At 33.9% G+C, this 12,876-nt stretch carries 11 protein-coding genes; 7 read left to right on the forward strand and 4 right to left on the reverse strand.

Annotated features, from left to right (window positions below; all coding sequences use genetic code 11):
• Positions 1 to 61 precede the first annotated feature (61 nt).
• The 4 genes from IRZ99_RS02480 (at position 62) to IRZ99_RS02495 (ending at position 6,363) form a co-directional block, all read left to right on the forward strand.
• Positions 62 to 1,750, forward strand: a complete 1,689-nt coding sequence (locus IRZ99_RS02480; protein WP_194655753.1) for a DUF6377 domain-containing protein — start codon at positions 62 to 64, stop codon at positions 1,748 to 1,750.
• A 207-nt stretch (positions 1,751 to 1,957) separates the two neighbouring features.
• Complete coding sequence (locus IRZ99_RS02485; protein WP_194655754.1) at positions 1,958 to 4,174, forward strand: glycoside hydrolase family 3 C-terminal domain-containing protein; 2,217 nt, start codon at positions 1,958 to 1,960, stop codon at positions 4,172 to 4,174.
• 141 nt (positions 4,175 to 4,315) lie between these two features.
• On the forward strand, positions 4,316 to 4,966 hold the full coding sequence (locus IRZ99_RS02490) for a DUF1349 domain-containing protein (RefSeq protein WP_194655755.1): 651 nt from the start codon (positions 4,316 to 4,318) through the stop codon (positions 4,964 to 4,966).
• 257 nt (positions 4,967 to 5,223) lie between these two features.
• Positions 5,224 to 6,363: an acyltransferase gene (locus IRZ99_RS02495; RefSeq protein ID WP_194655756.1), complete on the forward strand. Its 1,140-nt coding sequence runs from the start codon at positions 5,224 to 5,226 to the stop codon at positions 6,361 to 6,363.
• Positions 6,364 to 6,602: 239 nt separating this feature from the next.
• On the opposite strand, the gene IRZ99_RS02500 is transcribed toward IRZ99_RS02495, so the two are convergent.
• Complete coding sequence (locus IRZ99_RS02500; protein ID WP_194655757.1) at positions 6,603 to 7,709, reverse strand: NADH:flavin oxidoreductase; 1,107 nt, start codon at positions 7,707 to 7,709, stop codon at positions 6,603 to 6,605.
• Between the two features lie 6 nt (positions 7,710 to 7,715).
• Positions 7,716 to 8,018, reverse strand: coding sequence for a helix-turn-helix transcriptional regulator (locus IRZ99_RS02505; protein WP_194655758.1), 303 nt, complete (start codon positions 8,016 to 8,018; stop codon positions 7,716 to 7,718).
• A gap of 210 nt (positions 8,019 to 8,228) precedes the next feature.
• Here IRZ99_RS02505 and IRZ99_RS02510 point away from each other — a divergent pair, with 210 nt between their 5' ends.
• The 3 genes from IRZ99_RS02510 to IRZ99_RS02520 all read left to right on the forward strand — a co-directional run bounded on the left by IRZ99_RS02510 (position 8,229) and on the right by IRZ99_RS02520 (position 10,401).
• The gene (locus tag IRZ99_RS02510) at positions 8,229 to 8,723 is read left to right on the forward strand and encodes a TlpA disulfide reductase family protein (protein WP_194655759.1); all 495 of its coding nucleotides are present in this window, start codon (positions 8,229 to 8,231) and stop codon (positions 8,721 to 8,723) included.
• Positions 8,724 to 8,788: 65 nt separating this feature from the next.
• Positions 8,789 to 9,883: a hypothetical protein gene (locus IRZ99_RS02515; RefSeq protein WP_194655760.1), complete on the forward strand. Its 1,095-nt coding sequence runs from the start codon at positions 8,789 to 8,791 to the stop codon at positions 9,881 to 9,883.
• Between the two features lie 47 nt (positions 9,884 to 9,930).
• Entirely contained in the window at positions 9,931 to 10,401 is a 471-nt protein-coding gene (locus IRZ99_RS02520) for a hypothetical protein (protein ID WP_194655761.1), read from the forward strand.
• Positions 10,402 to 10,729: 328 nt separating this feature from the next.
• Here the strand turns inward: IRZ99_RS02520 and lpdA are convergent, their stop codons facing one another.
• Together lpdA and IRZ99_RS02530 are read right to left on the reverse strand one after the other, a co-directional pair.
• Complete coding sequence (gene lpdA, locus IRZ99_RS02525) at positions 10,730 to 12,136, reverse strand: dihydrolipoyl dehydrogenase (RefSeq protein WP_194655762.1); 1,407 nt, start codon at positions 12,134 to 12,136, stop codon at positions 10,730 to 10,732.
• Between the two features lie 195 nt (positions 12,137 to 12,331).
• The gene (locus IRZ99_RS02530) at positions 12,332 to 12,832 is read right to left on the reverse strand and encodes a hypothetical protein (RefSeq protein WP_194655763.1); all 501 of its coding nucleotides are present in this window, start codon (positions 12,830 to 12,832) and stop codon (positions 12,332 to 12,334) included.
• Between the last annotated feature and the right edge of the window lie 44 nt (positions 12,833 to 12,876).

The following is a 12,876-nucleotide window of genomic DNA, read 5'->3' on the forward strand; positions in this document are numbered from 1 at the left end:
TTTCTTTTGTTATGAAATTTGGCATTTGGAAAAAGCAGACCTTAATAAATAATTCAGATTAATGGCATCACTTTACTATATTTGTAGGTATCATTTATTTTTATTCAGTTTGAAAAATTGTTTGTTATTTCTTTTATTGGTTCTTTTAGGAAACCCGGTTCATGCATCTGATAGTACAGATACTATTTTGGATAAGCTAAACGACGCCTTAAAAAACAAACAGCGCTATGTTCAGTTGAAAGAAGAACGTATTTTAAATTTCAAAAAAATTAAATCAGACGATTTAACGAAAGAGCAGGAGTACAGTTATAATAAAACCTTATACACAGAATATCAAAAATTCAATTCAGATTCGGCTATCTTCTACGTCAAAAAGAATCTGAAAATTGCCGAAGAACTTCAAAATAAAGACTTGCTGAATTTGGCCAAAATACAATTGGTCACGCTTTATTCTTCTTCAGGAAAATATCGGGAATCTGAAGCATTGATAAAAAGCATAGACAAGAAAACATTGTCAAAAATATTGCTTCCTAATTATTATGTAGCATATCGTGAGTTTTTTGAGCATTATGCCGCCAATAGTTATAGTGTTCAATACATGCATCAAATTCAAAAATACCGCGATTCTCTTTTAATTGTTTTAGATCCTGGCACATTAAATTATAAAATCAACAAAATTCAGCAAGGTATGTATCTTAAAAAGAGTACAGCTGAGAAACAATTAAAAGCTTTATTGGAAAATACTAAAGAAGATAATCCGCAATACGCAATGATTACCTACCTTTTAGGGAGTATTTATGAAAGATCACATCAATTAGAATTACGAAAAAAATACTACGCACTTTCTGCCACTGCTGATTTAAAAAATGCCAATAAAGACAACGCTTCTCTTCAGGAACTGGCGTTGGTTTTTTATGAAGTTGGAGATGTCGATATGGCCTATAAATTGACGCAATCGGCAATTGAAGATGCACTTTATTGCAATGTACAGTTTCGTACGCTTTTAATGTCCGAAGTTTATTCGATTATAAATACTGTTTATTCAGAAAGAGAAGCAAAACGAAAAACAGAGCTTCAGCTTTATCTTTTATGCATTAGTTTGTTATCGGCATTTTTGATTGTAGCGGTAATTTACGTTTACAAACAAATGAAAAAGGTATCCAGAATTCGTGGAGAGCTTTATGAAACCAGTCAAAAACTAGCCGAATTAAACAAAGACATTACTGAAACCAACAATCAGTTGCAGGAACGTAACGCACAGTTATCAGAATCAAATCACATTAAAGAAGAATATATTGCTCATTTCTTCAGTCTGTGTTCGACTTACATTAATAAATTAGAAAATTATCGCATTATCCTTAATAAGAAGGCGACTGCAAAACAGTTTGATGAAATTTATAAAATGCTAAAATCAACAACTTTGGTTGATAATGAACTGGAAGAATTGTACAAGAATTTCGATATTATCTTTCTGAATTTATATCCAACGTTTGTAAAAGACTTTAATGATTTGCTTATTAGAGAAGAACAGATTGTTTTAAAACAAGGCGAATTATTGAACACAGAACTTCGAATTTTTGCACTTATCCGACTTGGGATTACAGACAGTGTAAAAATTGCAGCCTTTCTTCGTTACTCTTTAAGCACCATTTATAATTATCGCACAAGAGCAAGAAATAAAGCTGCAGTTTCCCGAAATGATTTTGAAGAAATGGTCATGAAAATCGGTTTAATTTCACTGAAAGTCTAACGATTTATTTTAAAACTACTACTTTTTTTGCCAGTTTTAATAAGTTAATTAATTGATATTAAGTCCTTTGGTTTTTTATTTCACTACTTTTTTTAGTTTAAAATTCTAACACGAACTATAACGTTTTAGCTTTACAATATTATTATCAAGGTACTTTTGACTAAAAGTGGCTGCTTGTAAATTAAATGCTTTAATAAATTAATAGTTATGTTTAAAAACGTTAAAACTCTTCTTGTTCTGTTTATGTTGAGTTCGTTTGGGATGAATGCCCAAAACAAAGTTCCGGTTTATCTGGATGACAAAAAGCCAATTAACGAACGTGTAGAAGATGCGCTTTCGAAAATGACAACTGCTGAGAAAATCGCTATGATTCATGCGCAATCTAAATTCAGTTCTCCGGGTGTAAAGCGTCTGGGAATTCCGGAAAACTGGATGACCGACGGACCACACGGAATTCGTACCGAAGTGAAATGGGACGAATGGGATCAGGCAGGCTGGACAAACGACTCTTGTATAGCATTTCCGGCTTTAACAGCACTTGCAGCAACATGGAACAAAGAGTTGTCTGCTTTATACGGAAAATCAATTGGTGAAGAAGCACGTTACCGTAATAAAAATGTACTCTTAGGACCTGGCGTAAACATCTATAGAACACCATTAAACGGACGTAACTTCGAATATATGGGAGAGGATCCATTCTTAAGTTCAAAAATGGTGGTTCCTTACATTAAGGGAGTACAATCTAATGGAGTTGCTGCCTGCGTTAAACATTTCGCTTTAAACAATCAGGAAACGAATCGTAACTCAGTAAACGTAATTGTTGATGATCGTGCCTTATACGAAATCTATCTTCCGGCTTTTAAAGCGGCTGTACAAGAAGGTGATGCATGGGCCATTATGGGATCTTACAATAAATACAAAGGACAGCAATGTTGTCATAATGAATTTTTGTTGAATGATATTCTTCGTGGAGAATGGGGTTTCAAAGGAGTTGTAGTTTCAGATTGGGGAGGTGTTAACGATACAAAACAAGCAATTCACAATGGCTTGGATATGGAATTTGGTTCCTGGACTAACGGACTTTCTTGGGGAACAAGTAATGCTTATGACAACTATTATTTAGCAAAACCTTATTCTGAAATGATTAGAAAAGGAGAGATTGGAACTAAAGAATTAGACGAAAAAGTACGTCGTATTTTACGTTTGTCTTTCTTAACTACAATGAATAGAAACAGACCGTTTGGATCTTTCGGAACAGAAGAACACGCTCAGGCAGGTTTAAAAATTGCTGAAGAAGGAATCGTATTACTTCAAAATAATAATAACATTTTACCTATCAATCTTTCTAAAACTAAAAAGATCGCTGTTATTGGTGAAAATGCAATCAAAATGATGACTGTTGGTGGAGGAAGTTCTTCATTGAAAGCAAGATATGAAATCACGCCTCTTGAAGGATTAAAGAAAAGAATTGGCAACCAGGCTGAAATCGTTTATGCACGCGGTTATGTTGGAGATCCAACAAGTAATTATAATGGAGTTATTGCAAAAGTAAGTTTAGAAGAAAAACGTTCTCCGGCAGAATTGACTGCGGAAGCTTTGAAAGTAGCTAAAGATGCTGATATTGTGATTTTTATTGGAGGTTTGAATAAAAGTGAAAATCAGGACGATGAAGGACACGATCGTAAAGGATTGGAACTTTCTTATGGTCAGGATAAATTAATTTCTGAATTAGCGAAAGTAAATAAAAACATCGTTTATGTAAATATTTCAGGAAATGCTATAGCAATGCCGTGGGTAAAAGAGGTTCCGGGAATTGTACAAGGTTGGTTTTTAGGTACAGAAGCAGGAAATGCTTTGGCGGCAGTTTTGGTTGGAGATGTAAATCCTTCTGGAAAATTAACTTTCACTTTCCCTGTAAAATTGTCTGATAACGGAGCACACGCTTTAGGAGAATTTCCAGGTGGAGAAGATGTAACGTATAAAGAAAGCATTTTTGTGGGTTACCGTTGGGCGGACAAACAAAAAATAAAACCATTATTCTCTTTCGGACATGGATTAAGTTATACAACTTTTGAATACGGAAAAGTAACAGCAGACAAAAAACAAATGTCGGCTGGAGATCAGATTACATTTTCTGTGAAAGTGAAAAATACAGGAAGCAGAGAAGGTTCTGAAGTAGTTCAGCTTTATATCAGCGATTTAAAATCTTCTTTGGTTCGTCCAATTAAAGAATTAAAAGGTTTTGAGAAAGTTTCACTTAAAGCAGGAGAAGAGAAAACGATAACTTTTACTGTTGACAAAACGGCTTTGAGTCTCTTCGACGATAAAAAACACGACTGGGTTGCTGAACCGGGAGCTTTTGAAGCAATCATTGGTGCATCATCTACAAACATAAAATCTAAAGTGAGTTTTTCACTTCAATAATTTCATTAATTTTCTAAATTGGTTGGTTGTAAAGCTGCAAGTGTAAAAAGTTGCAGCTTTGCTTTTTTCAATTAGTTAGATGTAAAATGTTAGATGTTAAAAGTTTAAATGTCTTAGTACTTAAATAAAAAAGTAAATAAAATGAAAAATATTCTATTTGGCGCCATGGTTTTATTCCTGGGACAAAACCTTTCGGCGCAAAGCCTGAATAAAATGCAATGGTTTAATGAACCTGAAAAATGGGAAATTAAAAACAATGCATTAATTATGAATGTAACCGGAAGCAGTGATTATTGGCGTATTTCACATTACGGATTTACCGTTGATGACGCACCGTTTTATTACGCAACTTATGGCGGAGAATTTGAAGCCAAAGTAAAAATAACAGGTAATTACATTGCACGATTTGATCAAATGGGATTAATGATTCGTATTGATGAAAAAAACTATATCAAAACCGGAGTTGAATTTGTAGACGGAAAATTTAATATTAGCACAGTAGTAACACACGACAAAAGCGATTGGAGTGTAACAACTTTGGACAAAGCGCCACCTTTTGTCTGGATAAAAGTAGTAAGAAGATTAGACGCTGTTGAAGTATTTTTCTCTTATGATGACAAAAATTATATCATGACCAGAAATGCGCCTTTACAAGATAATACACCAGTAATGGTTGGCTTAATGGCTGCATCGCCAGATGGAAAAGGTTTTGAGGCTAAATTTGAAAATTTTAAAGTAACACATTTACCGGATCAAAGAAGACTGGAGTGGCTTAAGAATCATCAGGAATAAAAGAATTAGATAATTGAGATAATTAGAAAATTAGATAATTATGTAGTTTTACTTAAGGCTTTACGAATTTCTATGTTGTAAAGTTAATTTAACCGCAAAGTGCGCAAAGTATTTTTATAGTTTGCTTGCAATTGGCTTTACGCAAAGTTCGCAAAGCTTTGCGAACTTTGCGTAAAGCCTTTGTGCACTTTGCGGTTAAATAAGTTTAATATTAATTAACCATTAACCATTAACAACTAACCATTAACCATTTTTTTATGAGTTCAGTTTCTACCGATTTTAAACCAAAAAAACATTACGAAATTCTTGACGGTCTGCGTGGAGTAGCCGCTATTTTAGTCGTTGCTTTTCATATTTTCGAAGCGCATAACGGAGGAAGCCGATTTAAACAAATAATCAATCACGGTTATTTAGCCGTTGATTTCTTTTTTCTTTTGTCCGGATTTGTTGTGGCTTATGCTTACGACGATCGCTGGGCAAAAATGACACAATGGGAGTTTTATAAACGACGTTTGATTCGTTTACAGCCCATGGGAATTATGGGAATGATCATTGGTGCTATATTCTATTATTTTCAGGCTTCTGATATTTTATTTCCCATGATCGCCGGAATGGAAGTGTGGAAGGTAATTTTAACCATGGTGATCGGATTTACATTATTGCCAATTCCGCCTTCTCTGGAAATCAGGGGTTGGGGGGAAATGCATCCGCTTGACGGGCCGGCCTGGTCGCTTTTCTTCGAATATATTGCCAATATTTTATACGCTGTTTTGTTTCGTAAATTCTCGATTAAAGTAATGACCGTATTTGTATTGATATTCGCCGGAATGCTGATCAATTATACTGTTTTCGGGCCAAAAGGAGATGTTATTGGTGGATGGTCTTTGAATCTGGAACAAATGAATGTTGGATTTACCCGTTTATTATATCCCTTTTTTGCAGGTGTTTTACTTTGCCGTTTAGGAAAACTAATTCACATCAAAGGCGCTTTCTGGATTTGTAGTTTAATGATTTCAGCAGTGCTTATCATACCAAGAATCGGAGATGAAAACAGCTTATGGATGAACGGTTTATATGAATCTTTCTGTATTATTTTAGTATTTCCTTTAATTGTTGCGATTGGTGCGGGAGGTGAAATTAAAAGTGCTTTCTCAGCTAAAATATGTAAGCTTTTAGGTGATATATCTTATCCAATTTACATTACGCATTATCCGCTAATTTACTGGTATACTGCATGGGTTGTTGATAATAAAGTGGATATAAAAGATGGTTATGGTATAGGAATAGGCGTTTTAATCGCCAGTATTGTGATCGCATTTTTATGCTTAAAATTATACGATGAGCCTGTTAGAAATTGGCTTCAGAATAAATTTCAAAGAAGAAAAGTTTCTTTGTAAAAGGACAAAGGCTCAAAGATGCAAAGGTTAAAAACTTTGCCCCTTTGTACCTCTGCAACTCTGTACCTAATTTAAAAATATTGAATTCCTAATTTTGTTAGTTATTAGAAATTCAAAAAAAGGGATGAAACATAATTTGTTTCATCCCTTTTATATTTTTTGAAAAATGGGACAAAGATTCAAAGGTTCAGAGGTTAAAACCTTTGTCCCTTCGCACCTTTGCCACTCTGAACCTTAATTTATTCTAAAACCAATTGCCCCAAAGCTTCTTTACTGAAACCTTTCAATTGATCCATTTTTCCGGCTTTGATTTTCGCAACCCAATTAGGATCAGATAGAAGTGGTCTTCCAACAGCAACCAAATCAAAATCGCCTCTGTCAAAACGTCTGTTTAGTTCTTCTAAAGAAGTTGGCTCAGAGCTTTCTCCGGCAAATGCTCCGAAGAAATCACTTGAAAGTCCAACAGAACCTACCGTAATAGTTGGTGTTCCTGTAACTTTTTTAGCCCATCCTGCAAAATTCAAATCAGAATCTTCAAATTCAGGTTCCCAGAAACGACGTTGAGAACAGTGTAAAATATCTACTCCGGCGTCAACAAGAGGTGTAAGCCAAGCTTCTAATTCTTGTGGATTTTTAGCCAGTTTGTAATTATAATCGGAAGGTTTAAACTGAGAAAAACGCATGATTACAGCGAAATCGTCACCTACTTGTTTTCTAATTTCTTTTACTACTTCAATAGCAAAACGATTACGTTCCGGTAATGTTTTTCCACCATAAATATCAGTACGTAAATTTGTTTCAGCTCTAAAGAACTGGTCAATTAAATAACCGTGCGCACCGTGAATTTCGATCGTATCAAAACCTAATCTTTTAGCATCAGCAGCTGCCTGTCCGAAAGCAAGAATAGTATCTTCAATATCTTTTTCAGACATTGCCACACCATTTCTAAAATCAGGTCGGTTTAATCCTGACGGACCTTCAAAAGGAACAGGTGGCACCCATCCTGAATGGTGGTTGTCCATAATTCCCATATGCCATATTTGTGGTCCCATTGAACCTCCGGCAGCATGAACTTCATCAATCACTTTTTTCCATCCTTTTAAAGCTGTATCGCCATGAAAGTGAGGTACGTTTGCATCGTTTGATGATGAAGGTCTGTTGATTACTGTACCTTCAGATAATATTAAACCAACTTCACCTTCAGCTCTTTTTTGGTAGTAAGAAGCTACTTCATCAGTTGGAATTCCGTTTGGCGAAAAGGAGCGCGTCATTGGCGCCATTACGATTCTATTTTTAAGATTTAACGTTTTTAAGTTAAATGGCGAAAACAGGTTGTTTGTACTCATAGTAATTTACAAATTAGTTTGAATTAATTTACTGAGTGCTTCAAAGGCACCTTCGTTGCGTTTGTAGTAAGTCCATTGTCCAATGCGTTTGGCTTCGATAAAGCCGGCACGTTGTAAAATCGACAAGTATTCAGAAACGGTCGATTGCGTCAGGCCTGCCTTGGCTTGTATTTGCCCCACACAAACGCCGTGTTCAAATCCTGCATGCTGAAGTTGATCCGGGAAATGTATTTCGGGTTCTTTTAGCCATTCCAGCATTTGCAATCTGGATTTGTTTGACAGTGCCTTAAAGATTTCTATTTGTTCCATGGCGCAAAGATATCGACTTTTCCCGATATATCAATTTAAGAAAAAATATTTAGGAAAATTTTATGACGGAGGGAAGAATTATAAAGAAGTATTTATATTTGCTAATGTATAAATCTCGCAAAGTCGCAGAGTCGCAAAGTTTTTAAACTTGAAACCTGAAACAAAGAAAACTTGAAACTTTGCAAAAGCCCCAATAAAACTTAACCAATTATGAAAAAAACTTTACTTATTTTAGGATTCTTATGTTGCGTCATAACCAGTTCAAAAGCTCAGGTTGTAGGCCTTGAAGTAGGAGATATAGCACCAGAAATTGATCTTCCGGATACAAAAGGAAATAATGTAGCCTTAACATCTTTAAGAGGAGATTTAGTCCTAATTGACTTTTGGGCATCGTGGTGCGGACCGTGTACAAAGGAACATCCGGAATTGATAAAATTATACAATACTTATTCTGGTAAATTATCTATTTACAGCGTTTCAATGGATACTAAAAAACCACTTTGGTTAGGAGCTATTGCCAAACAAAAACTTCCATGGATACAGGTAAGTGATCTTAAATATTGGAAATCTCCGGCAGCTGTAGATTATATGCTTCAATCTGTACCATTAAATTTTTTAATAGACAAAAACGGAATTATTCTGGCCAAAAATATTCATGGAAATGCTTTGAATGAAATGGTTAAGAGTATATTGACGCAACAATAAAAAGAAATATAACTCAAATAAGCTATTATAAATTGTCAAATCTTAAAAAAAAATAGAACAATTTCATGGAAGAAAAATTTGTGATTTACGAAAAGTCAATTGATAAAAAGCATAGTTTTAGTTGGTCTCCAAAGTATAAAGAAGAATTTCGAACTTCTTTAAACAAAACAGTTTTTATTCCTATTGTCGAAAAAACAATTTTAAAGTTAGGCTGGGATATTATCTTTAAAAATGAAAATTCAATCGAAGCAAAAAGAAAAGATGTATCAATAGGTTTTGAAAAATGGACTGAAGCAATTACAATTACTTTTAATCATGGAAATGTAGAAGTAAAAAGTGAATCTTTAGGGAATGAAATGTGGGATAATGGAAGAAATTCGAAAAGAGTTAAATTGTTTATCTATGCCTTTAAGGAAACTGAAAAGGAATATGATAGAGAAGCTTTAAATGAACTTGAAAAAGAAACTGAAAGAAAAAATAATTGGGACGATTATATAATTCCGGAAAATTTACCACAACCTAGTGAATCTAAAAGAAAAAACTTTTCAATTTTAGTAATAGGAGGTTTACTGATATCCTTAATTCTTGGATTTATTATTGCAGAAGTTTCTATACATGGAATTTATTTTATCGGCGTATTTGAAGTTTTGACAGGTTTAGCAATAGCTTACTCATTAAAATATTTAATAAAAATTTCAAATTTTACAGATATATCAAAAATTCAATATTTGTTGATGGGAATTGTTTTTCTGATTTATTTTTCTAACCTATATTTTCAATACGAAATCATTTTAAATGAAAACAATTACGAAAGAATTGGTTTTTTAGAATTTATAAAAATCAGGTTTTCAGAAGGATTAACTATTAAAAAGTTAAACACAGGATGGATAGGTCTAATAATAAGCTGGATTATTCAATTAGTGTTAACTTATTATGTTGCTTATTTAAGAATATTATCCATAATCATAACCTATCAATTAGAAAAAATTCCAATTGAAGTTTTGGATTTCTGCAATTATCATCTTATAAAAGGAAAATCAGAAAATGAGATAAGAAAAGAACTTTCTAAAAAAGGATGGACAACAAATGAAAATCAAGAAGAAGTTTTTGAAGCTATTGGAGCGATTTATGGTTCTATGGAATTGAGTAGATTGAAGTAGTTACTTTTAATTAATTATAGAAAAAGAGTTTCTAATAAAAAGTAAAAATGGAATCAAGACTCAGCTTGCTAGATTTTCGTGAAAGATTAAAAAACAATACTGAAATTGGTTTACCAAAAGCAGCATTGGGGCAGGTTAGAATATTTCCTATATCCGGTGCAATAAAGCCTTTTTATGGATTTTTTGATGATAAAAGTTTTAGTTTAACGGTAAATTCTCCAAAGTCATCAACAAATTTTATCATAAGAGGAAAATATGAGAACATTAATAATAGACTTAAAGTTGATTGTATTGTTGAACCAGTTAATAAGTATAAGCAATTTTGGGTATACTATTCTCCAATAATTCTTATACTGGCAATCAATATATTTTTTCTGTTTTTTGCGAAAGGACTCAGACGAGCGTCTACAATCGTTAACTTGTTTTTACTTTTTATGGCTTTTTATTCGAGGTGGAATGAAGAAAGAAAGAGGAAAAAATTAGAACAAAAGTTTATTAGTATTTTTGAAATTAGATAACGAATTAATTTTGCCGCAAAGCACGCAAAGTATTTTTTTAATGTGTTTGTAGTGGACTTTAAAGTTCGCAAAGCTGTATGTGATTGACTTGGTCTATGCGTTTGTGAACTTTGTGGAATTCCTTTGTGAACTTTGTGGTAAAAATTTACCGCAAAGTACGCAAAGTATTTTTTGTGGTGTGTTTGCAGTTGGCTGTGTAAGTTCGCAAAGCTGTATGTAAACCTTGCGAACCTTGCGTAATACTTTGCTCCCGATAGCTATCGGGATTGCGGTTAAACTGCACAATCCAAACCTGAAACCTGAAACAAAGAAAACCTGAAACAAAATTCTAAATGTTAATAGCTCCTTGTCCCGAAGCAATCATATAAGCTTCTTTTAAAGTTTCAGAATAAGTTGGATGGGCATATGAAATTCGGAACATATCTTCATCAGTAACTTCATATTCCATTCCAATTACCCCTTGTGCAATTAAATCGGCAGCACGCGGACCGATGATGTGCATGCCTAGCAGTTCACCGTATTTTGGATCGGAAAGAATTTTAGAAAAACCCTCTTTTTCCATAGCGGCTCTCGCTCTTGCGCTGGCAGAGAAAGGAAATTTGCCGACACGATATTCTATATTCTTCTCTTTCAGTTCTTCTTCCGTATAACCAACAGAAGCCACTTCAGGCCAGGTATACACAACACCTGGAATCAATTTGTAATTGATATGGGGTTTTTGTCCGTTAATGGTTTCTGCTACAAAAATACCTTCTTCTTCTGCTTTGTGCGCCAGCATTGCTCCGGCAACAACATCACCAATAGCATAAATATTTTGGACCTTGGTTTGGAGTTTTTCATTGGTTACAATTCTGCCTTTTGAATCTAATTCTACACCCGTGTTTTCCAGTCCCAAGCCTTCAGTGTAAGGTTTTCTTCCAACGGCAACCAAACAATAATCGGCCGTAATTTCCTGTGGAGCATTTGCTGCGTCAAGAAAACTGACTGTTGTGTTTTTGCCGTTATTTTTGGCTGATTGTACTTTATGGCTCAATAAAATTTTAATATTCTGTTTGGTAAATATCTTTTTAAGTTCTTTTCCTAAATCCTTATCCATTGTCGGAATCAGGCTGTCAAAATATTCAATTATAGTAATTTCGACTCCTATTCGGGCATATATTGAAGCCATTTCGACACCAATAACACCTCCGCCAATAATTACCATGCTTTTTGGTTTCTCAGGAAGCGAAAGTGCTTCCGTAGAAGTAATTATTCTTTTTTTATCAATTTCAACACCAGGAATTGTAGCGGGCTTAGAGCCTGTGGCAATAATATAATAGGTTGAGGAAATTGTTGTTGATGAACCGTCAGTTCCTTTAACGCTTATTTCTTTGTCGTTTAAAAATGAAGCAATTCCTTCAAAAACTTCAATTTTATTTTTCTTCATTAAAAAATTAAGACCATTAATATTTTGTTCTACAACTTCGCTTTTCCTTTTAATTAATTGGGTAAAATCTAAACTAAGCTTACCCGTATTGATACCATGAGTGGCAAATTTGGTTTCGGCAGTATGATAATGTTCTGTACTATCGAGTAATGCTTTTGTAGGTATGCAGCCAACGTTGGTACAAGTACCTCCTAAAGCTTTGTATTTTTCGACAATTGCAGTTTTATAACCCAATTGCGAACATCTAATTGCCGAGGCATAGCCGCCCGGACCTGAACCAATAACAATGATATCAAATTTTGTTTCCATAGGTAAAATTTATTTTTGTTTTTAAAGAAACGATTAAAGGCACGACATGAATACTTTTTGAGAGTAAGCAATGAATGTGCCTTTGATTAAGTTGCTGAAATATAAGAATTTATGTTTTAATACGGAAAATAATTTGTGCTATTTCGTTACTTAATTTATTGGATTAGTGGTATTTAAGAAAAATAATATTTGGTTTTAAAAAGCAATTCCAAATTGAAAACCAACCGTAAATGTTGCAGGATGATCGTTACCAAATCTAACTGGAAGCGGAACCGCAACAAAATAACTGCAATTTTCACTTTTTATAACGGTTTTATTAATTACAGGTGTAAAACCATATCGTCCGCTGCTTTCAAAGGCTGCTCTTCCGGCAAAAGTATAACCCTTTCCTAAGGCAACGAGAACGCCGGGATGGAATAATAAATTGGTTACTTTATCACTAGCGCCCTGTACTTTTATATTCGGAACAACTTCAAAAGAAAAACCTATTTTCGAGTTTTTCCAAATGTTGATTCCGGTTGGAAAACCAACGGCATAATAATCCCTGAAATTTAAATTGGTTTGTTCATTACTTATGGTGACTATTGGATGCATAACGCCGAAATAACCCGTAATTTTAGGATAAGTTGTTTGAGAAAAGGAATTAAAGCTGGTGAAAAATAAAGAAATAATTGCAATGTGTCTGAATGAAATCATAATAGTATTTGTTGGTAATACAAAACTATATAGACTTAGTAGAT

This window comes from Flavobacterium sp. LC2016-12 (assembly GCF_015351595.1).
GTDB lineage: Bacteria > Bacteroidota > Bacteroidia > Flavobacteriales > Flavobacteriaceae > Flavobacterium.